Here is a 23,045-nt window from a genome sequence, read left to right on the forward strand (position 1 = left end):
CTCGTTTTCAGCTAGGAACTTCCTTTAACGAATATATTCCTTGTATTAGTTAGCTTTCTGCTACATATCTTTAACGTATCGTAAAAAATAACATCAGTCGGTCGAAGGATGTGTCATTTCCAATATCTTTGAAGATGACTCGCCTGCTAGAGACTCGCTCACGCAGTTCCAGTTCAACAGGTAAAAAAGGGGACTCGCTCAACCGCCACTACCACAGCGCAAAAAGATAGTCACCCTCACCATACTATATATTTATAGTGGCAGGGTGACTAATGGAAAGCTAGGATTTAACTAGCTTTTTTCTTTTTCCATCCTTAATTTCAACGTATCCTTTGGACTTTATGAAATCTTGGATAGTGTCATTGTTAATCAACTTAGAGAAGCCTTTTGTTGGCATATCTAAATATTCACGAATCTCGTCGAACCATATTTCATGCTTTTCACATTCGTTAATGTAATCAATGAACGCCATTTGCTTTGGGTTATTACCCTTAGTCACAATAGCTGTTTCAATCATATTTTGCGGATACCACTCACTAATCGTGCAGTTTGGAAACTTCAATCCGATCTGCTCCAATAAAAGTTTATCGTTGTGAAAAACGTAAACCTTTCCTGCAACATTTTCAGCGTTATTGCGTTGGTTACTTCGTTTGATCTCCTGTGAGTATTCGGCAAGCATATCAAGTAACTTGACTGCTTCGATGCGGTTATCGTTAAACCTTCTGACATTATCATATTTTGTACAGTCAATGTCATCTAATAATTCGCCGCATTGCTCATAAATAGCTTTAGCTTTGGCAATGTAATGATTCTCATTCTTGTGGAGGATACCGCAAATCGCTACAATGTCACATTCTTTAAACTTGTTTGTCCCCTTCGTTGCTCCGTAATGCGCAAGAAGTACCTGTCCTCTTTGAATATAATCCTTTAGATAATCTGCGATTTCATCCTCATTACTCATGAACGTAGGAATGTACACCTTACTGGTTGGATGTTGTTCACAAATCGTAATCACATCGTCACAGAACGCTTTCACTTTGTCGGAATCACTCAAACTTGTCCTAGATGCGCTGATTGTATCGCAGATATTGATTTCAAGCCCCTCATAAGTACGTATTGGCTCAAAGTTAATCAATCTGTACTTGTCATGGTTATATTCTAAATCCATGTCGGCAGTTCCATCAAAGATAAAGGTTTTAAAGCCAGAAATGTCGGCGTAGTCTTGATAGACGTTAGTGATTAGCTTAACGCCCTTTGATGTAACATCCTTGTGACCGCCATTTCTAATGATGTTTTGAAGTGTATTAGGGTATTCGAATATTTCCCTTGTATAGTCAGGAAATTGTTTACGGAACTCTGTTTGAAACGCATCAGAAAAGTAAAAATCTTTGTCAATGGCTTCAAACAACTCACGCTTCTCCGCATCATAAAAATGCGATTCGACGTATTCAACAGCTTTATTAAACTCCTTTAATGCTTCTGGCGTTTCAGACTTCTCCATTTTGCTTTGAATGAGGTCGTTGTATCTATCGAACTGCTTGTGATTAAGTTCTCTTATAGATACGATAGATGGCTTCTCATCGAACAAAAGCAATTTTCTTTGTTTTTCATCGTGTTCACCAAAAAACTTATATTTCCCAATCTTACCAAAATCCAAGCTAATTCGCTTCTTTGTGACTATGAGTACAGGATATTGCTTTTGAATTTCGCCTTGCTGAAAATATCTGCATCTCTGTATATGATTGCACTTATACTTGAAATTTGTTGCGAACACAGGGCAAGAATTGTTTTTGGCATTTTCGTATAGGTTATCTAAGCAATCATCTTCATCAAACCCATATAATGCCAATGCGTGTTGATCTGAACCAAAGTAATCATTGATTTCTTCTGCAAGTTTCTTCGCATCTTCAATGCGGTCAACAACGACAACAGCACCATAGTCATTACTATCCCTTAACATTTGTTGCAAGAAAACCTTGATAATCGTTGATTTTCCGCCACCCATTTCAAGTGGTATCAACGTAGGCTTTTCCTGCTCTGATGCTTTGACCAAAAGCGTTACAATGTCAAAAATGTATTGAACATGCCTGTCATTGATGTTCTGGTTGTAGGCGTTCTTAAAATCACCAATCACAGATTCAGCAATATTTTCAATTTGTTGCTGTTCCTGCTCACTAACGTCTTTGATTAATTCTTTAACGCTTCTCGCATTGGATTTGACCTTGTTTAATTCTTGGTCTAAATCAATGTCGTACCTGTTGATTTCATCCAAAACATCATGCCAATTCAGTTCTCTTGCCAGTTCCTCCAACGGTAGATGCGTTCCACAGCCTTGGCAATGATAAAACATGTAGTTCTTATCAATCCATGCACTAGGCTTTTTGTCGTTATGGTCAGGCATACAGCATTGGGTAATAATTTTGTCTTCGTTTCCACCTACAGGATTGATTCTTTCGAAAACAAGTTCTAACACAGCATCTTTACGTGTCGAACTCATATTTGTTTGCTGACTGGATTCCGATTTCTTTATCAACTTCTCTAATGTTTCATCCGTAAGTTCTGACAAATTATCTTTCAAGTACTTCTGCGAATAGCTAACCTCAGGTTGCCAAACTTTGATTGTCACTGGAAATGGCTCTTTGGGGTCTTTTACGTGCATAAAGTAAGGCAATCTAAGCAATCTTGATTCATTGATACAGTTCTTGTCACCACCAAGTTCCTGCACCAATTGCATTTGAACATGTCTGAACAATTCAGGCTTACCATCACTGACGAACCAGTACACGTGATAACCATTTTTCGTTTCAATAACGCCACTAGGTTGGACAGAAAACGACTTTATACTTTGGGCTACTTGCTTTTTGAATTGTCTTAGCGATTCCTTGTCCTTACGTATTTGTTTTGGAGCATCAATGTCAATAAATTGAGCGTTGATACTACCACCATCTTTAATGTGTTCATCTGAGGTAACACACGTATTCATTATGTCAAAGTTAGGGGAATTAACCGTAAAGAGAACGTTACATCCCACACCGTAATCTGAAACGTTCATAAATTCATCTATGATTGCCCGACCAAATTCCTCCGCATTAAACCTGCACCACTGAGCCTTCTTATCAACGCCCTCCCCTTTAATAAGCTTGGCTCTGTAAATGTAGTCACCGTAACGCAATATACTGGTTGAACCGAATCCCCGATGATTGGAGTTAGGCACAAACCGAATTTCGAATGGTTTGTCACCATGAATGGAAGTTAATAAGTTAATGTAATACTTACCGTCTTCAACAACATCTACTGGTCTTGATTTCATACTGATTTCCCCCTACAACCTATGTAAACTCCCATGTTGGACTTAATTTTAACCGTTTATGAAAAGAAAAGGGTATAATAACCCATTATACCCTTTCCCCAACTTTTTTCATCCTCTGACTTCAATAGTCATCCCTACCTACCCTAACCGCTTAATTTCGTCTTTATGGCTTCAAGACCTTCAGGATACAGAAACGATCATCTTATGTTCCAACACGGCTCACAATGGCTCTGTGTGACCTGTATGGGGCAATCCTCTTATCCCAACACCACTACAGTGAACTTTGTTTTATTTTGATACCATTCAGCGGGCTATGCAATCGTCCAATCTGTAAAATGTCATCTTGCTCTAATCCCCTTAGATACTTGGAGGTTATTTGTGTATCAAAATGTCCCATTAACCTACTCAAACTGTAAATATCAATTCCATTTCGTAACTGCTTCTGTGCGAAATAATGACGACAATCGTGTGGTGAACATCTAACTTCTTTTCTTACTCCAGCATTGTTACAATGTTCTTTCAGTATCTTATTGATGCGGGAGCGAGACAATTTTATAGCGGATTGATCTAGGAAGTAGTAGTCCTCAACTTCATCCAGCAACCTCTTTCTGAATCGTTCCTGCTTAAATGCTTCGTACCTTCTCATGTACTTTCGCATGATATTGCTAATGTACACCAGACGCTGTTTAGAACCTTTCCCATGAATCAGAATGTGTCTCCTTGCTACGTCAATGTTTTTGATATTACACAGTTCAGAAACCCTTATTCCTGTATCAAAGAGCATAATAAGAATTAGTTTGTCACGAACATTAGAATATGTTTCTTCTTTCAGGTCATTGATTATCCTTGATACTTCATTATCATTAAACGTAACAATGACTTTCTTCTCTTCCTTGAGATTTCTAATCCTCCGCATGGGGTTTTCCTGTTCATCAATAAATTCTTCGTTCACTAAATACTGAAAAAACACTTTCAATGTAGCGATATTGTTATTTAACGTTGTGTTTACTTCACTGCCCTCACGCTGTCGCTCCTGAATATACTTCTTGATATGAAGCTGTGTCACTTCCTCTGTCTCGGTAACCCTCAACACATTAACCGTAAACTTTTCCCACCTGTACAACCTAAACAAGCAAAGATCAACGTATTTCTTTTCCCTGCCCAAAATTTCTTGGTTTAGTTTGAAATCCTCAATAAGTTCTTTAATTTTGGTCATAAAAAAACTCCCTTCTATTCGCTAAACAACGCAAATAAAAGAGAGTAATTTAAGCACTCTATTGTCGCAGGTGTACGAAGAATCCCAATACCTACAATACTAAAAACCCTTACGTATCACGGCTTCCGAGCAACTGAACGCATCATTTCGAATCAACCTATTCCCACTCAATCGTAGCTGGCGGTTTAGAAGTTACGTCATAGACGATACGGTTAACGTTGTCTACTTCATTAACGATACGAACAGAAATCTTCTCTAAGATATCCCAAGGGATACGAGCCCAGTCAGCTGTCATACCATCGATAGATGTTACTGCACGAATACCAACTGTGTAAGAGTACGTACGAGCATCGCCCATAACGCCTACAGATTTCATGTTAGGTAGTGCAGTAAAGTATTGCCAAATTTCACGATCAAGACCAGCTTTGATGATTTCTTCACGAAGAATAGCATCGGAGTCACGAACGATTTTCAGCTTGTCCTCTGTTACTTCGCCAAGTACACGAATCGCTAGACCTGGACCTGGGAATGGTTGACGCCATACGATTTCACTTGGAAGACCACATTCTTCCCCAACTTTACGAACTTCGTCTTTGAACAACGCTTTAAGCGGCTCAACTAATTCGAATTTAATGTCTTCAGGAAGTCCACCAACGTTATGGTGAGATTTAATAGTTTGTGCAGTTGCAGTACCACTTTCTACGATATCTGTGTAAAGCGTACCTTGTGCAAGATATTTGAAATCATCGAATTTATCTGATTCTTCTTGGAATACATAGATAAATTCATTACCGATGATTTTACGTTTTTGTTCGGGATCGTCTACGCCTTTTAACTTACCTAGGAAGCGTTCTTGAGCATCGATTTTAAGAACTTTCATGTCGAATTTGCCAACGAATGTTTCCATTACGCCTTCAGCTTCATCTTTACGAAGTAGACCATGATCGATAAACATACAAGTCAATTGATCACCAATTGCTTTGTGCAATAGAATAGCTACAACAGATGAATCTACACCGCCAGAAAGTGCGCATAGTACTTTCTCTTTACCCACTTGCTTACGAATGTCAGCAATAGTATCTTCGATGAATGATTCCATCGTCCAGTTACCCTCAACTTTACATACGTTGTACAAGAAGTTATGAATCATTTCATTACCTTGAATCGAATGACGAACTTCTGGGTGGAATTGAACCGCAAAAATTTTACGATCATCATTGCTCATTGCAGCGATTGGTGCATGTTCCGTACTCGCATCAACTTTAAAGCCTGTTGGAGGTTCAATAACTAGGTCACTGTGACTCATCCATACCGTTTGATTGCTCTCAAGTCCAGCAGCAATTGTGCTACCTTCGATAAATTGTACGTCTGCTTTACCATATTCACGTTTGCCAGCACGTTCAACTTTACCGTTCAATTGATGAGAAATCATTTGCATACCGTAGCAAATACCGAAAATAGGAATATTCAAATCGTATACCGCTGGATCAACTAGTGGTGAATTTTCTTCGTAAACACTTGCCGGACCACCAGAGAATACGATACCTTTTGGATTAATTTCACGAATACGTTCCGCAGAAGTATTATAAGGTAGTAATTCACTGTAAACGCCTAAATCACGAATACGTCTTGCAATTAATTGATTGTATTGTCCACCGAAGTCGAGAACAACGATGATTTCGTTCTGTTTAGTCATGACCGAGCCTCCCAATATTAATGTGATAATTATAGCTATACCACTTCCGCATAGTCAAGGTGGCTACCCACTTCTACGTAAAAAACCTTACTTATTTCGCGATAAGTTCACGAAATATTGCAAGGTTTTCTCTATTTACCAATTGTTTCTGATTTTATTTACAATAATTAACTTTTATCTGTAATAAACGCAGATCCTCATGGAGTCGTTGATCGATCGATATGATTACGATTCAACAGATGACGTCTAGCATTCCGAGATTTCAACCGATGGTTTGGCAGCAAAGTTAGTAAAACCTGTCGTAATTCCTTCGGTTCAGGTAATGTTTGTTGAGACGGGTTATTGTAGTTACCTTGCTCAAGCCATTGCAACAACAAAACTAGTGATTGATCAAACTTCGAATCTGATGATGTAAGGAATGCACCAATTCGAGTGCGCCAAGTATTTACTTGTAATAGATGACCATCTCGCAACCCTATTCGTAATTCTAATTTGCCGATTACATAATTGGCCGCTTGAAACAAATTACGATGCACATTAGCAATGCTCATCTGTTGATTCTCTCTAGCCCTTTGTAGTTCATTCAGCTTTGCACCATTTCTTGATGGCAGTTCACCTTCATGCGAATGTGATTGCATTACTAATTGACTACTAGACTTCAATAAATCATACGCTTTCGCATATTGACGCAGAATAGTATTTAGTTTGATTCTATTGCGATTCATCCACAGCATCACAAATGTAACGATAACGATCAAGCTACCTACTAAACCAATTAACATCCCCGTACTATTCATTGATTTAAGGAAAACGATGGAATTAGTTAGTGTCTCATCCCATAGCTGACTAATTCGGGATAATGAAGTTACATGTTCATCCGAATCAGCAGCAGGTGTTGGATCGAACGGAACCCAACCAATCGTTGGGAAATAGACTTCAACCCAAGCATGAGCATCACTTTCTCTAACCTCATACAACGTCTCAACGACTCCCGCTTCCGAAGTTCGTTCATCGATTGCCTCCCCCATTCCATATCCTTTTACCCATCTTGCAGGAATATCTTGAGATCTAAGCATAATAACCATAGCAGTAGAGAAATGAACGCAATAACCTTCTTGCTGTTCAAATAGAAAATGATCAACAAAATCGTCGCTCTCTCCAGGTATAGTACTGTTTAACGTGTACTTATAATTGTTCTTCAAATACTGCTCGATAGCTTTCACTTGGTCATAGCGACTCGTTAACCCTCCACCAGAAACTTCAGCGGCTAGCGCTGCTACACGCGTAGGAAGAGTCTCCGGTAATTGCAAATATCGATCAAGCGTATCTGCTTGCCATAACTTCTCCGCAGTTTCTGATTCTACTGGTTCGATAGATCGTAATTCAGACTCATCAGTAATCGGCACCTCTGTTATAATGCTATAGCTTTTTATCTTCGATTCAGTTGTTGGTGCATAGATCGAACTAGTCTCGACTCCTACAATATAATTTTGCAGATCTCTATCCGGATTAACGGCATTTAGATTAATAACTACACCATTAATACCTGACTGCATAATCGGCATACCAACTAACGGTTTAACGTACTCTATATCTTGCCTAATTGTTGAGCCTACCCAACCTTGTCTATTCTGCCAACTTTGAAGTGCTGCATCACTTTTCGAAGGTATACTTTTCAGTGTTAATACTTGTGATTGATCCACCCAGCCATGTCCATCATACTCCGTCTTAGATTCGGCTCTCCAATAGCTCTCAACGGGAGACCATCCATGTAATACGATCTCTTTGGATGACTTTAAGGTTTGTCCTAACATATCATCGTTAAAGCTGTAACCAGATACTCCCATACTTTTAGAGCTGTAAGCAGCACTATCGGTTTCTTTCAAAGGAACCCCTGATATCTCACTACTTAATGCAGACATATCTTGTACTAACGACTCCGAAAAGACATTTGCCCATGCGACAGGTCCCAAGTCTCGTTCCTTGGATTGACTCCATAAAAAACTTCCACCAATCATTATCACGGTAAGCATAATTACACCAATCCACTGATGCATAGCCATTCCATGCCACGCATGATTAATGGTCAATTTCCTTCTTAGCTTTGGTATTGTCGTTAATGCCATTAACAATATACCTTCCGCTAGTACCCTTAGCAGTGCATAGAACAGATCAATACCTAGTGATGTATAAAGTATTAATAAGTAGATTACCGTCGTCGCTAGCAATGAAAAAGCAATTTGATGATACCAAATAAGTGATTGTAATGCAGGGGCTAACAATATCCAACCTGCAAACAATAACAATATTCGAATTTCATCGGACATATAGAAAATACCATAACTAAACATTTGTGAAATGTCTTTTCCAAGCTCTGGTATTAAATGTATGAGCCAATTCCAGCTCGTTTGCTGATCGCCTTTAAACAACAACATCAAAGCAATGATACAGCTTAATATTGCAACGGTAACATGAATTACTATTCGAGGTCGAAATAAACCAACTATGAGCATCGTACCTATTACCACCACCAAAGCCTGTGGCTGTAACAATTCCGTCCACTCACCAGCATGTAGCCATGGGATTAACCATTCCACTAATAAACCGAATAATAATATTGAAGTGAATAAGCGATATAAGAAATATGTTTCCGCTTCTCCTCTAGCTTGATGCATAACGTTCACTTCCTTCTACGACATGACTAATTGGAATATGTACTGGTTGACTGTAACGCCATACTAATTTGACACCAGCTTGCTCTAATGATCGCTGTTGTTCTCTCATAGCATAGGTCATTACTCTATTATTCGTTGCAAAATGAATCTCTAACGTACAACCTTTGCTTCTAGCTATATCCGCTAATGCATACCAACTTTCTGTTTCACGCCAGTCTCCTGAATACAGTGTAATATGACTCTTCAGAGGTATAAGGACTGCAAGCTGCGGTAATCGGTCTCCAATATGCTGTTGTACATCTGCTTTCGCAAGTGCAAATAAACATCGCAATTCATAGCTATGTTGTGATGTTACGTACTCAAAGCTCCAATCATCTGTAATGACAAATACAGGCTGCTCCTGTCCGTATTCATGGACATCAACTAATGACCATTGCACCATGGATTCAAATATTTGATTGCGTAAATCATCCTGGTAGGGTAGTGCATATTGATCTAATATTATGCAATGCTTCGGTGTCTGTAGCTCCGCATCTTGCAATTTCGTATGCCATCCACGACCTCTTGCTGCAGCACGAATATCTATTCGACGATAACTATCTCCATCAATATAAGGTCTTGTACCATTACCGGTTCCGCTAGTGACATTATGTTGCTGTGAAGTATAATAAGTTCCTTGATCTTGAACTGTTATAGATTGTAATTCAGACTCTGACTGCTCAGACATGTTCAGCGGGTTAGAGTTCTCTTCACTTTCAACATTCCAATCTCCGATCCAACGATTGCTACTATTGTTCATTACAAAACTATCTAATTGAGGCTTAATAATTGGTGGTAATACAGTAAATTGCTGTTGTAGAGTTTTTTTCACCGTAATAGAAGTTAAACCTAACCAATCTCCAACAATAATTTCCGTTGTTAATGCCTCATAATTCCCCCTTGTGACTTGCTGTAGACGATAGTTCAAGATCATTTCATCATGGAATAATGGAGCGAAGTTAGCTCGATATTGTAGCCATTGATTATTTAATTGACTTTGATTGTGATAACGTTCATGGATGACATACCATATCCCAGGAATACGAAAAACTCTATGTAATCTCGTTTCAATCTGTAAATTGCCATCATGACTATATTGTTCAGAAATGATACGGTTATACGATAGCTTGGATGCAGCAATTTTCGGCGTAATCCCGCTATATATAATAACTACACTAGTTACGGTCAATAACAACCATTCAACTGCTCCATTACGCCATATTACTGCTGCCAGTGCGGCAACAAACAAAATAAAAATACCGCACCATGCCCCATACCTCGTCTTAAATTGAGACTTGAGCCGAATCTCAATTGGGGCTGAAGCATTAATATTAGTGTTTGAATGTTTATCTTGAAGCTGAGAGGGTTGATGATTTCCTTTCATCTTTGCCCCCTCCCTTTTCCCACATTGTCCATTTTAGATAACGGAATATCTAACAATAGTTTACTTATGAATTGTTCCTTGCTATAGCTGTTATTAGCTCTACCTTGTAATTCAATACGATGTGATAATGTTGCAACTGCTTGTGCTAGTAAATCATCAGGCAGTATAAAACTACGACCTTCAAAATAAGCAAATGCTTGTCCAGCTCGTAACCAGTCCCTTAATGCTCTTGGGCTTAGTCCAAGCTTACAGTCGACATTTGTTCGGGTTGCATGGGCAACGTCTGCCATATACTCAATTAGCGATGGATGAACATAAATATATTGAATTTCCTTTTGCATTTGCATCCATTCTACATCTGACATTACAGGTCTAAGTTTGTTGGTCTGATACCTTGTACCTTCAGCATATTGAACTAACAAACTCATCTCATCCTGCTTGCTCGGATACCCAAGTGATAATTGCATCATAAAACGATCCCGTTGTGCTTCTGGTAATCCATGTGTACCTTCATATTGGAGTGGATTCTGTGTGGCGATAAACACGAAAGGCTGTGGCAACGCGTAACTATGTCCTTCAATACTTACACTGCGATCCTCCAATGCCTCAAGTAATGCTGACTGTGTCCGAGGTGAAGACCGATTAAGTTCATCTCCTAATACGACATTAGCCATAATCGGACCAGGCCGAAATACTAGGCCTCGATCTTGTCGATCTAGAACCATACCTCCTACGATATCCGCTGGAAGAAGATCGGAAGTAAACTGAATACGATGAAATTGACCACCTAACAATCTAGCAATTGAAGTTGCCAGCATCGTCTTACCTACACCAGGCACATCCTCAAGCAGTAAATGCCCTCCAGCTAGCATACATACGAGTACTTGCTTAACTTCCGCTTGCTTGCCTAACAATATATCTTCTAACTTTACTTGCATCCGTTGTAATAATTGTTGGGGTTTAACTGCCCATTGAAAACTAGACAAATTCATACCCATATCTACGCTATGTTGCTCTGTTCTTGATTGAGGAAATGATGAAGATACCATTAATTAAAACCTCCAATTAATTTTCTACATGCTTGAACATGATCTCTCAGAAATCAAATAGAACTAGCTCTAAGACTAGTAACTATTATCGCCACTCTCTTAATCTTTTAATCATCTATAAATGCGCATAGCAAAAAGAGTAATACCGTTAGGAATTACTCTTTAGATCATCATATTTTGAAGGTTGAAGGATACTATCTTTTCTACTAGATTTACTGACTCATCCACTCATTAACCTGTTCAATAAATGAGGCCTTTTGTTCCGCTGTAGCTGGGTCACGATCCCAACGAATGTGATCTGTAATTCGTGAAAGCATTGGCTGCGTTGTCTCAGTAATAACGTCAAAGCGATAATTTTGTTCACGATAGTAGGCAATAATTTCTGGTAATGCTTCTATCGTCGTTTTATGTGAATTACTATCATGCATTAACACGATGACTCGCTCCTTTAAGTCGGAGCCCTGAATGTTATTAATTATCGTTTCTTTCGTAACATTACGACCAGCAGAATCACCACTATCGACGTTCCAATCGAACATAATATAGCCCGCTTCATTCATCGCGTCAAAGTAACTTGTATCAACATTGTTGTATGTTCCTCCTGGTGCACGAAGTAATGGTGACTTAACACCTGTAACATCATATATTGCTTGCGAGGTTAGTAATACTTGCTCTGAAAAATTATTAAAGTCATTATATAGTTCATCGTACACATGATTATAAGAATGATTACCGATGCTATGTCCTTCAAAGGCAATTCGCTCTAATAGTTCAGGGTATTGTTCCACTTGTTGACCAAGCACAAAAAAAGTAGCAGTAATGTCATTCTCAGCTAAAATATCTAATACTTCACCCGTTAATTTACCTGGACCATCATCAAATGTAAGATAAGCTACTCCAGCATACTGTTCTACATTCACGTCAATCGTAGGCTCTGGTATTGGAGTTGTTGATGGTTTTGGTGCAGTTGCTTGCACACATTGATTATGTAGAAAAACTTGAAATGCACAATTTTGCTGCGCATCTTTTGCCCATTCGAACTCAACAGTGCCGATCACTTTGCTTTTAAAACTATCATATTCTAAACTGCTAATCTGCTGATACATATAAATCTTACAAAAGCTTCTCTTCTCTGTAGTTAAAAGATCATTCTGTCGCTCTGCCTGATTGCTACAGCATGCAAGTACAGTAAGCGATAATAGAAGCAGTCCCAACAATAACAGTAATCGCTGTTTCATATTTCGCCTCATTTCTAGTGCAATATGAAAGCAATACGATTCATTATATGAATAGACTAAGCTACTCATGACCTTAATTGTTGTAAACGTGTAAGTTGCTTGTTAATCGGGGGCTGCGACAAAGACACTGGTCCCTTTAATCAGCTGGACATTATCCAGCTAGATGTTAATTACCTTTTGTTGCACAAAATAGAAAAAGCGTTACTGCTGTCTGGTCATGTGTTGACCTGACAGCAGTAACGCTTAATGTCATTAAGTATATTCAGCTACTACGAACTGCTTCAAGAACAGCATCAGCATGACCTTTAACTTTAACTTTTGGCCATATATGTGAGATCATTCCTTGTTCATCAATCAATATAGTTGTACGGACAATTCCCATATACTCTCTACCATATAGTTTCTTAAGTTGCCATACATCATATCGCTCACATATTTTATGATCTTCATCTGATAATAATAGATATGGCAATTCTTTCTTGCTTGTAAAATTCTGATGGGACTTAACCGTATCCATACTTATTCCAACCACTACAGTATTGTGTTCACGCAGCTCGGCATATCGGTCACGCAGATCACAAGCCTCTTGCGTACATGCTGGGGTCATATTCTTCGGATAGAAGAATATAACTACCTTCTGACCACGACACGCTTCTAATGACCACTGAGTACCATCAGATGCTGGTAGTGTGAAGGGGGGAGCTATGGAACCTACTAATATACTCATAATCACCTCTCCTTTAGAGGATGTTCAAAAAGATCACCTATGATCACGTTGTATTGCTACGTACTTTATTCGACGGCGAATATGGCATTCATCGTTCGTTCCAGTGCTCATGTACTCAGTACGTACATTCTGCTCTTCACTTCTCTAGCTTCATACCATCTTCTTGGTGCTGATATGTGATCTTTTTGAGCTTTCATTAAAATTAGGATACTCAATAAGATCACCTATAATCAAGCAGTATTACGCTTTAGCTTAATCGGCTTCGAGTATGACATTTATCGGCTCACTGTGATGCTCGTGTACTAACTAATGTACACTCCGCTTCTCGAAAACCTAGCTTCATGTCATCTTCTTGGTACTGACAAGTAAATCTTTGAACTTTCTTCAATGCACTATTATCATTTCCCCTCCCAATAGCGAAAGAGAACTAATCACTAGTGGAGAAGCGATAGCGGTCGTTTTTGTCCTCGGATTTATACAGCGATGACTATTTCAATAAATCCGAGGAAAACTTCAATCGGAACAGTGATTCGTTCTCGTAGCGTTTGCCCCACTACGATCCAGCACCTCTATATCGCTTAACACCAATATTCCATACAGTTAACCCTATCCCAAATACGATCGCACCCATAACTGGAGTTAGCATTGCTAATTGTGCGATGTTATCGTCTTTCGGCGCTAAGAAATATGATGCTGGAATAACACCAACGAAAGCGAATGGAAGCATCCAAGTCAATACAAAACGAATCATTTTATTATAAATATTAACGGGGTAACGCCCGTAATTTTGGATATTGTACATTAACGGAACGATACCTGTTGGCGAATCTGAAAAGAAAGATATCGCACTTAAACCTGTATATATACCGCCATAGATAAATACTGCACCTAGCACAAATATAATGAGTACAAATAGATCCGTCCAATGCATCACAAGTCCAAGATCATTCCAGCATACTGCCATAATAATCGCACCTACGAATGAACCTACTAGAGCAGGAGGATCAATGTTTTCAAGTAGCACTTGGAATAAACTATGAGCTGGCCTTGTCAACACACGATCAAACTCACCTTTTACAATATAGCGCTCACTGAAATTCCAAATACTGAAGAAAGAACTGAAAATCCCGAACGGTACCATAAAGAATCCGTAGACAAAAATAACTTCCGACTGACTCCAACCACCAAGTAATGGCGTATGTTGAAATACGACAAGTATAAATACAAGATTCATCCCTTGTCCTAGCAAATCCGAAAATACTTCAACCCAAAAATCTGCACGATAAGTTAGACGTGTTTTAATATAGTTTTTCAAATATTCTAGCATTAATGACATGTAGCGCAACATGTTCTAACCCCCTTGCACGAATAGCCGTTGCCTTGCAGCACGCCACATGATCACGATTGGTATCATAAGTACAGTAAGCCATGCGAATTGAATTAGAAAGACATGACCAGCTTCTGATAGCGGTGTTCGACCGGTAAATATAGCACTTGGTAAATACGTAATTGCTTGGAATGGTAACCACGTCATAATACTGCCTAACCAACCTGGGAAAAAGGCGATTGGAATAATTACGCCTGAGAACAAATCAACCATCACTCGTTTCATTCGCATTAACCCTTCGTTATTCTCCACAAAAAATGCGAACAGCCCAGTCATAATGTTAAGTTGTGAATTAATTAGGAAACTAAAAACAAGCATTCCCAGATAAGTTGCCCAAACCGTCAGATCAGTAGGTAATTTCACAGGGAATATAAGACAGACGATAGCTAGTCCAGGAATCATAAACAACATGAACCGGAATAACCCTTCACCGAACCCTTGCATTAACTTTACGATAAGATAGTTGTAAGGACGTATCATCTGTATTGCCACACTACCATCACGAATTTCATTAGCAATATCTCGGTCAAGATTATTAAAGTAAAAGGCTCTAGCCATCCAAGAGATAGCTAGGTAAGTTGTCATCTGCTCAAGCGAGAATCCAGCTAATGTTTCTTGTGCGCCGTAGATTGCTTTCCACAAGAAATAATAAGCACCGATATTAATCGCATATATTACGATACCACTATAATAATTTACTCGATATGCGAGCATCATCAAGAAACGCATTCGAATAAAGTCGATATACACTCTCGTCATGACAAAACTTGCTCCTTCGTTGAAACTTCGGCTGAACCTGTCTGATAGATACCTCTTACAATATCATCAGTATTTGTCTCGAAAATTTTAATATCACGAATATTTGCTCCACCAACTACAAGTCCCATGGCATCAGAGAAACTTACTTCATTAGGCACAAATAATTTGGCAGAATACTCATTCTCTCTAGTCCACGATACTGCAATACTTTTCGTCAAATCCTTTAACTGAGAAATACTCATCGTTTCAGCGAATTGGAATTGAATTTCTCTACCTTTACTCCATGTTGTCTTCAATTGCTCAAGGCCACCATCATAAATAATAGCTCCATCATCAAGCATAATAACTCTGGAACATAATGCTTCAATATCTTGAAGATCATGTGTTGTAAGTAAGATTGTTGTACCTTCTTCGCGATTCATCTCTAATAGGAAATCACGAATTTCAGTTTTTACAACGATATCTAACCCAATCGTAGGCTCGTCTAGAAATACGATTGAAGGATTATGAAGTAAAGATGCTACGATCTCGCAACGCATACGTTGACCTAGACTGAGCTTGCGTACAGGTCGGTTTAATAGATCACCGAGCTGAAGTCTTTCAACAAGATTGTTCAATCGTTTATTGAAATCTGCTTGAGGTACACCATATACTTTCCTTAGTAGTTGAAATGATTCAATTACACCGATATCCCACCATAATTGAGATCGTTGACCGAATACTACTCCGATTCCATTCACAAATTTTTCACGGTCACGATGTGGAACGTAGCCATTTACAAGCAAATCACCAGAGGTAGGTACAAGAATACCTGTTAACATTTTGATGGTTGTCGATTTACCTGCGCCGTTCTCTCCGATATAACCACAGATTTCACCTTGTGGTATTTGGAATGTAATGTCTTTGACCGCGGTTACCTCTTGATATTGACGCTTGAACAAATCTTTCATTGCTCCAGATAGTCCCTCACGGTTTTTTTGCACTTTAAATTGTTTACGTAAATCTTTAACATCTATCGCTAGCATATGACACTGATGACTCCTCTCTTATCGTCATTTCCTGGGAAATAGGGGCGATTTTACGAAAAACTTGCAACAACTTGTATACAAGCTTTATAATTTGATGATATGTAATCATACAAAACTTCTGACAGCTCGTAAATGTATTATTGCATGAACATTATGTATTTACGCGTATAAAAACATATGTACTTAGCATAACACGAAGTTCTATTTGATGCATGAACACTACATTACGTTCTAACTGAAAGGAGACCAAACACGCGATGCGTACAAGGTCAAAGCCAAAACAGAAAAAGTCAAAATGGTTATTAACATCGGTCATCATTATTCTAGTGCTAATTATTGGAGCAGCAGTAGTTTGGGGTGCTGGAGTATTAGGTGAAATTGGAAGTTTCAAAAAAAATCCAGGAGACTCTATTATTAATAAAGAAAATCCTGATATTGTCGTCGATATTCCTACTTGGGAAGGTAAAGAACGCGTTAATATTTTATTGCTCGGCGGAGATGCGCGTGAAGCTGAAGGCGCTGAACATGCTCGTTCAGACTCGATGATGGTAGCGTCCATAGATCCTGTAACGAAACAAGCTAATCTATTCAGTATTCTGCGTGATACGTATACAGATATTGAGGGTTATGGTAAAGGGCGTATTAACACAGCCATTACACTAGGTGGTGCACCACTTGCGATGCAGACAATTGGTGATCTACTTGGTCTGGAAATACAATATTTTGTGTACACAGATTTTGAAGGATTCAAAGCTTTAGTAGATGCTATCGGCGGTGTGAATTATACAGTTGAAAAAGATATGAAATATACCGATAATGCTGATAAAAATCGCTATGACATTAACCTTAAAGCAGGTTACCAATTATTGGATGGTGACAAAGCATTACAATATGTTCGCTTCCGACATGATGCGATGAGTGATTATACACGTACAGAACGTCAACGTGCTTTTATAACAACAGTTGCCAAAGAAACACTATCTACTTGGAACATAATCAATATGAAGAAAATTTTAGAAAGTGTCTCCCCATATGTTGAAACCAATATGAGTATTACTCATATGTTAAAACTCGGTCAAACAGGTATAGGCATTAAAATGGGAGATAGCGCTCAAATCCCTCCATTTGATTATTTACGCGAAGAAAATAAAGGTGGCGCTTCGATACTAACTTACACGAGTAAAGAAGATATTCAAAATTATGTACAAGAAGTTGTTACTCCTAAGCCAGACGCAACAATTAATCCAACTGGCGGTACAGAAGCAACTAATTCTTCAACTAGTGCAGAATAATTTAATTCTTTACTGGGATGATCATTAAGGTGAGAGTAAATCACTCATATAGCACGTACAATACATGGGAACGCAATTTGCGCTCCCATGTATTGTTATGTAGATAACATTTATACTATAGAACATAGATTGTAAACCACAATGAATTTCCCACTGCTGAGCAGTAAATTGAGAAGTAATAAAAAAGTGAAGATTATGCTTTCGATGTATTTTTCATTACATAGAAGTACATCGAGACGTTATGAAAAATTGGAGATCATGCTTCCGATGTATTTTTCATTACTTAGAAGTACATCGAGACGCTATGAAAAATTGGAGATCATGCTTCCGATGTATTTTTCATTACTTAGAAGTACATCGAGACGCTATGAAAAATTGGAGGATTACTTATATGTCGCGACAAAGAAAAACTTCAGAAGCGCTTTATGAACAAGCACTGCAACATATCGTTGGTGGAGTAAATTCCCCTTCCCGCTCTTATAAAGCAGTAGGAGGCGGCGCTCCTGTATTTATGAAAAAAGCCGAAGGTGCTTATTTCTGGGATGTTGATAATAATAAATACTTAGACTACTTAGCTGCATATGGACCTATTATTACAGGACATGCGCATCCTCATATTACTGAGGCTATTGTTACAGCAGCTCAAAACGGTACATTGTACGGCACACCAACAGAATTAGAAATTACGTTAGCGAAAATGCTTAAAGAAGCTATTCCATCAATGGACAAAGTTCGTTTCGTGAACTCAGGTACTGAAGCTGTAATGTCAACCATCCGTGTTGCTCGTGCATACACAAATCGCAATAAAATTATTAAATTCGCAGGTTGCTACCACGGACATTCTGATCTAGTATTAGTAGCAGCTGGCTCTGGCCCGTCTACTTTAGGAATACCAGATAGTGCTGGTATTCCTATAAGTATCGCTCAAGAGGTCATTACAGTTCCCTACAATGACGTAGAAGCGCTTCAAGAAGCACTTAATCGTTGGGGTCCTGAAACTGCAGCCGTTATGATTGAGCCCATTGTTGGTAACTTCGGTATGGTTATGCCTAAAGCAGGTTACCTTGAGGCCGTTTGTAAGCTATCTAGAGATGCTGGAGCTCTTGTAATCTATGATGAAGTAATTAGTGCTTTCCGCTTCCACTATGGCTCTACGCAGACTTACGCCGCTTTCCCAGATCATCAAGCGATTGAACCTGACCTTACCGCATTAGGTAAAATTATAGGTGGTGGTCTACCTATCGGTGCATACGGTGGTCGTCGTGAAATTATGGAGAAAGTTGCCCCACTCGGCCCTGCTTATCAAGCGGGTACCATGGCAGGAAATCCTGCTTCGATATCTTCTGGTATCGCATGTCTTGAAGTTTTACAAGAAGCAGGAATCTATGATCGTATGGATGCACTAGCTCGTAGATTAAAGAATGGATTACTTGATGCTGCTCAAGCAAACGGAATTCCTTTAACTGTTAACCAAATCGTTGGTTCACTATCTACCCACTTCTGTAATCATGAAGTTACTAATTATGATCAAGCTTTAGATACAGATGGTGAAGTGTTCGGTCGTTTCTTCAAAGGGATGCTTGAAGAAGGTATTAATCTTGCTCCATCAAAATATGAAGCATGGTTTATGACGATTGCTCATACAGAAGCAGATATTGATTTTACGATTGAAGCTGCAAATAAAGTAATGAAAACCTTATAAAGCCCGCTTTTTGAACCTTTATTAGAAGCTTCGTGCGGAACATTACCATGATGATTACGGTAACGTAGGTTTCTCAGCATCGAATATGAAGCGAACTTGCACTTATAGGATATTTGTTACAGCTTAACAAAGTTAATTTCAGTACAATGAAACGTACTTATTTCAATACAACATCTAAGAACAAAATATAACTAACATAATTGAGAAGGAGCACATTGTATGAATATTAATTTTCTTCACCCATCCGATCAGATCGTATTGATGATGGAACGTATTTATGGTTACGGAATGACAACAACCTCAGGAGGAAATCTATCTGTTGTCGATGAAAATGGTGATATGTGGATTACACCAGCTAGTATTGATAAAGGAGAATTAACAAGACAGGATATCGTTTGTGTGAAAGCTGATGGTACGATTGTCGGTAAGCATCGTCCGTCTAGTGAATATCCATTTCATAAATTAATTTACACGAAACGCCCTGATCTAAAAGCAGTTGTTCATGCTCATCCACCTGCATTAATTGCCTTTAGTATCGTTCGCCAAATACCGAATGTAGCATTACTTCCTCATGACTATCGTGTATGTGGAACGGTTGGAATGGCTGAATACGGACTACCGGGAAGTATGGATCTCGGCAACAAAATAGCCGATGTATTTGCAAGTGGTATTAATACTGTAATGCTTGAAAACCATGGGGTTGTCGTTGCTGGAGATGATCTATTCCAAGCTTTCCAACGTTTTGAAACATTAGAGTATTGCGCGAGATTAGAAATTAATGCGCGTCGTATTGGTACACCTTCTGAGCTTGTCTCAACAGTCGACATTGTCGCTCATGAGTCAGAACTTGAGGAATTTACACCAACAATGATTACTAGCGAGGAACGTGAAGCTCGTCGTGAAATGTGTAAACTAGTTCATCGTTCATACGAGCAACAACTCTTCACTAGTACGCAAGGCACGTTCTCACAACGTCTATCTGATGGTTCAATCATTACGACACCATTCAATATGGATCGCAAATATCTTGAACCTGCTGATCTTGTTCGTATTAAAGATGGTAAGCGCGAGGCTGGTAAAAAGCCAAGCCGTTCTATTAAACTACAACAAGCGATTTATGATGCACAGCCTCATGTCAAATCTATCATTTTGGCACATCCGCCGAATATTATGGCGTTTGCCATAACAGATGAAATATTCGATTCACGTATGATTCCTGAAAGCTATATTTTACTACGTGATATCCCGAAAGTTCCCCACGATGATTTATACACTCGTGAGGATGATACAGCTAAACTATTCACACCGCAGACACCGATCGTTATCGGTCAAAACTGTTGCGCAGTCGTAACGGGATCCAGTTTGTTAAGTGCATTTGACCGACTAGAAGTAGCAGAATATAGCGCAATGGCTGTTATCGCAGCTAAAGCATTAGGTACAATTATTAATATGGAACCAGCTCGTATCGACGAGATTGATGTAGCCTTCAAATTGAAATAATAGTTAATCACATAAATAAAGGGCTAATCCGTTTCGGATTAGCCCTTTTTCATGTCTTCGCAACTTTTATAAGCCCGCTCCAACTCTAATAGCTCCTGCTTCATCTTGAGTCCTCCACGGAAACCTGTTAATTTTCCATTTGAACCGATCACGCGATGACAAGGCACTGCAATTAGCACTGGATTTTTTCCAATCGCTGTACCTACAGCTCTTGCTGCTGTTGGTTTACCCAATTGATTGGCAATATGCTGATAAGTAACCGTCTCACCGTACGGAATACGTTGTAGTTCATTCCATACTAGTTGCTGAAAACCTGTTCCCCTCATATCAAGTGATAGCGAAAATTGTCTAATTTCACCTTTCCAATAACTTTGTAACTGCGCTATATAAGGAGCTAATAACACATCACTCTCAATAAGTTCATATTGCTTTCCATATTTATTACTCCAATCAATCAAATCATCCCATTCTCCATTAGGTGAGCCAATATAACTAAGTCCTTGCTTTGTTGCTGCGATAATATAATTGTTGTCGTTTTGATGTATTTTTGACCAATAAATTTGTTCAGTCATCATAATCCCCTTCATCATTTTGTATATTTCCACACTTACTTTTACGATATTGTAATGGGCTTAACCCCATAATTTTAGTGAATAATGTATTGAAATAAGTAGCATTGTTCATACCAATACATTCGCCTATTGTAGCTACTGACAGCTTGGTTGTAACTAATAGTTGGGCCGCCTCTTTCATTCTTTGTTGTTGAATGTAGCGATTAGGACTAATGCCTAATTGTTGTTTGAAGACACGTTGTAAATGATACGGGCTACTATGATTATGCTTAGCGATCATAGTAAGTGTTAATTGTTCATGCAAATGTTCATCGATCCATAATTGAACACTTTCAATCCACTGTTGTTGTGGAATAGAGATCGCCTCTGGCTTGCATCGCTTACAAGGTCGATAACCTTGCGTGAATGCCAATTGAATACTATCATATATTGATATCCCATTACGCCCGGGATTTCTTGAACGACAGGAAGGTCTGCACACGATTTTAGTGGAATGTACACCGTACCAAAACTGTGTGTCATAAGATAAATCGTTAGTTATAATAGCTTGCCATTGTTCATCCGATGCAATTGTCCCTACCATCACGCTCACCTCGTTTTCATTATAACTTAATTTATCCTAAGTGAACCGTTTTAGCTTTGTAATCGCAACAATTCGAAACTATTCAAAACACATATATTTAAGGAGAGCTTAACGATGGATTTCACAAATTTATTAAAGAAAATAGAAAATAGTGCTAATGCTGAGCAAGCAGTGAAAATGAGTGCATATATGCGAGATCAATTCGCTTTTCTTGGTATACCAACTCCACTGCGAAAAGCATTACATAAAGAGTACTTCCAACTAGCTAAGAAAGAAAAACAGATCGATTGGAACTTTATTAATAATTGTTGGAATCTTCCATTTAGAGAGTACCAATATGTAGCACTAGATTATTTAATGCTTATGAAGAAATATCTTACCGCTTCAGACATACCTAATCTCAAGCAATTAGCAATATCAAAGTCATGGTGGGATACTGTCGATGGAATTGACGGATTAATCGGAGATATTGCACTTACAGACCCTGAGGTAGAACAGCTAATGATGACATGGAGTACAGACGACAACATTTGGCTCAGAAGAATTGCTATCGATCACCAGCTTTCTCGGAAAGGAAAGACCAACACCGACTTACTAGAAATAATTATTGCAAATAATCTTGGTCAAACTGAATTTTTCATTAATAAAGCAATCGGCTGGAGCTTACGTGACTATAGTAAAACTAACCCACAATGGGTTAGGGAGTTCATTGAGAAGTATCAAGAACGTCTTGCTCCGTTAAGTATAAGGGAATCTAGTAAGTATCTGTAGCACATGTAGTAGCTCTTGATTCTAATAGAGGTTGTTCAAAACATTCGCTTGTGATCACGAAGACTATGCTGACGAAGCTTTGTCGGTGACGAATATGCCCGATCAAAAACCTGCGTG

At 38.7% G+C, this 23,045-nt stretch carries 17 protein-coding genes; 4 read left to right on the forward strand and 13 right to left on the reverse strand.

From position 1 onward, the window contains the following. Positions 1 to 280: 280 nt before the first annotated feature. The 11 genes from NAG76_02455 to NAG76_02505 form a co-directional block, all read right to left on the reverse strand. Entirely contained in the window at positions 281 to 3,310 is a 3,030-nt protein-coding gene (locus NAG76_02455) for a hypothetical protein (GenBank protein ID URN95138.1), read from the reverse strand. 271 nt (positions 3,311 to 3,581) lie between these two features. After that, positions 3,582 to 4,526: a tyrosine-type recombinase/integrase gene (locus tag NAG76_02460; protein ID URN95139.1), complete on the reverse strand. Its 945-nt coding sequence runs from the start codon at positions 4,524 to 4,526 to the stop codon at positions 3,582 to 3,584. A 157-nt stretch (positions 4,527 to 4,683) separates the two neighbouring features. Then, positions 4,684 to 6,222 (reverse strand): glutamine-hydrolyzing GMP synthase, encoded by a 1,539-nt coding sequence (guaA, locus tag NAG76_02465; protein URN95140.1) that lies wholly within the window; start codon positions 6,220 to 6,222, stop codon positions 4,684 to 4,686. Positions 6,223 to 6,419: 197 nt separating this feature from the next. Then, the gene (locus NAG76_02470) at positions 6,420 to 8,897 is read right to left on the reverse strand and encodes a transglutaminase-like domain-containing protein (protein ID URN95141.1); all 2,478 of its coding nucleotides are present in this window, start codon (positions 8,895 to 8,897) and stop codon (positions 6,420 to 6,422) included. Beyond that, on the reverse strand, positions 8,884 to 10,320 hold the full coding sequence (locus tag NAG76_02475; GenBank protein URN95142.1) for a DUF58 domain-containing protein: 1,437 nt from the start codon (positions 10,318 to 10,320) through the stop codon (positions 8,884 to 8,886). Before NAG76_02475 ends, NAG76_02470 begins: the two co-directional genes overlap by 14 nt. Next, entirely contained in the window at positions 10,317 to 11,369 is a 1,053-nt protein-coding gene (locus tag NAG76_02480) for a MoxR family ATPase (GenBank protein ID URN95143.1), read from the reverse strand. Before NAG76_02480 ends, NAG76_02475 begins: the two co-directional genes overlap by 4 nt. A 212-nt stretch (positions 11,370 to 11,581) precedes the next feature. Further along, positions 11,582 to 12,607, reverse strand: coding sequence for a polysaccharide deacetylase (locus NAG76_02485; GenBank protein ID URN95144.1), 1,026 nt, complete (start codon positions 12,605 to 12,607; stop codon positions 11,582 to 11,584). 262 nt (positions 12,608 to 12,869) lie between these two features. Then, complete coding sequence (gene bcp / locus NAG76_02490) at positions 12,870 to 13,334, reverse strand: thioredoxin-dependent thiol peroxidase (protein URN95145.1); 465 nt, start codon at positions 13,332 to 13,334, stop codon at positions 12,870 to 12,872. Between the two features lie 553 nt (positions 13,335 to 13,887). Beyond that, positions 13,888 to 14,682 (reverse strand): ABC-2 family transporter protein, encoded by a 795-nt coding sequence (locus NAG76_02495; GenBank protein ID URN95146.1) that lies wholly within the window; start codon positions 14,680 to 14,682, stop codon positions 13,888 to 13,890. 3 nt (positions 14,683 to 14,685) lie between these two features. After that, entirely contained in the window at positions 14,686 to 15,480 is a 795-nt protein-coding gene (locus NAG76_02500; protein URN95147.1) for an ABC-2 family transporter protein, read from the reverse strand. Beyond that, the gene (locus tag NAG76_02505) at positions 15,477 to 16,505 is read right to left on the reverse strand and encodes an ATP-binding cassette domain-containing protein (protein URN95148.1); all 1,029 of its coding nucleotides are present in this window, start codon (positions 16,503 to 16,505) and stop codon (positions 15,477 to 15,479) included. The genes NAG76_02500 and NAG76_02505 overlap by 4 nt, the downstream gene beginning before the upstream one ends. Positions 16,506 to 16,765: 260 nt before the next feature. Here NAG76_02505 and NAG76_02510 point away from each other — a divergent pair, with 260 nt between their 5' ends. From NAG76_02510 to NAG76_02520, 3 genes are all read left to right on the forward strand, one after another. Further along, entirely contained in the window at positions 16,766 to 17,800 is a 1,035-nt protein-coding gene (locus NAG76_02510; GenBank protein ID URN95149.1) for an LCP family protein, read from the forward strand. Between the two features lie 391 nt (positions 17,801 to 18,191). Then, positions 18,192 to 19,502, forward strand: a complete 1,311-nt coding sequence (locus NAG76_02515) for a glutamate-1-semialdehyde 2,1-aminomutase (GenBank protein ID URN95150.1) — start codon at positions 18,192 to 18,194, stop codon at positions 19,500 to 19,502. Between the two features lie 219 nt (positions 19,503 to 19,721). Beyond that, positions 19,722 to 21,002 carry a class II aldolase/adducin family protein gene (locus NAG76_02520; GenBank protein URN95151.1) on the forward strand — a complete coding sequence of 427 codons (1,281 nt, stop codon included), beginning with the start codon at positions 19,722 to 19,724 and terminating at the stop codon, positions 21,000 to 21,002. Between the two features lie 38 nt (positions 21,003 to 21,040). On the opposite strand, the gene NAG76_02525 is transcribed toward NAG76_02520, so the two are convergent. Together NAG76_02525 and NAG76_02530 are read right to left on the reverse strand one after the other, a co-directional pair. Further along, positions 21,041 to 21,577 carry a methylated-DNA--[protein]-cysteine S-methyltransferase gene (locus NAG76_02525; protein ID URN96746.1) on the reverse strand — a complete coding sequence of 179 codons (537 nt, stop codon included), beginning with the start codon at positions 21,575 to 21,577 and terminating at the stop codon, positions 21,041 to 21,043. Continuing rightward, entirely contained in the window at positions 21,567 to 22,157 is a 591-nt protein-coding gene (locus NAG76_02530; GenBank protein URN95152.1) for an AraC family transcriptional regulator, read from the reverse strand. The genes NAG76_02525 and NAG76_02530 overlap by 11 nt, the downstream gene beginning before the upstream one ends. A 114-nt stretch (positions 22,158 to 22,271) precedes the next feature. Here NAG76_02530 and NAG76_02535 point away from each other — a divergent pair, with 114 nt between their 5' ends. Next, complete coding sequence (locus tag NAG76_02535; protein URN95153.1) at positions 22,272 to 22,928, forward strand: DNA alkylation repair protein; 657 nt, start codon at positions 22,272 to 22,274, stop codon at positions 22,926 to 22,928. Positions 22,929 to 23,045 lie beyond the last annotated feature (117 nt).

The organism is Candidatus Pristimantibacillus lignocellulolyticus (genome assembly GCA_023639215.1).
GTDB lineage: Bacteria > Bacillota > Bacilli > Paenibacillales > Paenibacillaceae > Pristimantibacillus > Pristimantibacillus lignocellulolyticus.

What these genes read in the sequence shown, in the direction of transcription:
- NAG76_02455 (URN95138.1), bottom strand. Translation starts at nt 3,310, where the DNA reads ATGAAATCAAGACCAGTAGATGTTGTTGAAGACGGTAAGTATTACATT.
- NAG76_02460 (URN95139.1), bottom strand. Translation starts at nt 4,526, where the DNA reads ATGACCAAAATTAAAGAACTTATTGAGGATTTCAAACTAAACCAAGAA.
- guaA (URN95140.1), bottom strand. Translation starts at nt 6,222, where the DNA reads ATGACTAAACAGAACGAAATCATCGTTGTTCTCGACTTCGGTGGACAA.
- NAG76_02470 (URN95141.1), bottom strand. Translation starts at nt 8,897, where the DNA reads ATGCATCAAGCTAGAGGAGAAGCGGAAACATATTTCTTATATCGCTTA.
- NAG76_02475 (URN95142.1), bottom strand. Translation starts at nt 10,320, where the DNA reads ATGAAAGGAAATCATCAACCCTCTCAGCTTCAAGATAAACATTCAAAC.
- NAG76_02480 (URN95143.1), bottom strand. Translation starts at nt 11,369, where the DNA reads ATGGTATCTTCATCATTTCCTCAATCAAGAACAGAGCAACATAGCGTA.
- NAG76_02485 (URN95144.1), bottom strand. Translation starts at nt 12,607, where the DNA reads ATGAAACAGCGATTACTGTTATTGTTGGGACTGCTTCTATTATCGCTT.
- bcp (URN95145.1), bottom strand. Translation starts at nt 13,334, where the DNA reads ATGAGTATATTAGTAGGTTCCATAGCTCCCCCCTTCACACTACCAGCA.
- NAG76_02495 (URN95146.1), bottom strand. Translation starts at nt 14,682, where the DNA reads ATGTTGCGCTACATGTCATTAATGCTAGAATATTTGAAAAACTATATT.
- NAG76_02500 (URN95147.1), bottom strand. Translation starts at nt 15,480, where the DNA reads ATGACGAGAGTGTATATCGACTTTATTCGAATGCGTTTCTTGATGATG.
- NAG76_02505 (URN95148.1), bottom strand. Translation starts at nt 16,505, where the DNA reads ATGCTAGCGATAGATGTTAAAGATTTACGTAAACAATTTAAAGTGCAA.
- NAG76_02510 (URN95149.1), top strand. Translation starts at nt 16,766, where the DNA reads ATGCGTACAAGGTCAAAGCCAAAACAGAAAAAGTCAAAATGGTTATTA.
- NAG76_02515 (URN95150.1), top strand. Translation starts at nt 18,192, where the DNA reads ATGTCGCGACAAAGAAAAACTTCAGAAGCGCTTTATGAACAAGCACTG.
- NAG76_02520 (URN95151.1), top strand. Translation starts at nt 19,722, where the DNA reads ATGAATATTAATTTTCTTCACCCATCCGATCAGATCGTATTGATGATG.
- NAG76_02525 (URN96746.1), bottom strand. Translation starts at nt 21,577, where the DNA reads ATGATGACTGAACAAATTTATTGGTCAAAAATACATCAAAACGACAAC.
- NAG76_02530 (URN95152.1), bottom strand. Translation starts at nt 22,157, where the DNA reads ATGGTAGGGACAATTGCATCGGATGAACAATGGCAAGCTATTATAACT.
- NAG76_02535 (URN95153.1), top strand. Translation starts at nt 22,272, where the DNA reads ATGGATTTCACAAATTTATTAAAGAAAATAGAAAATAGTGCTAATGCT.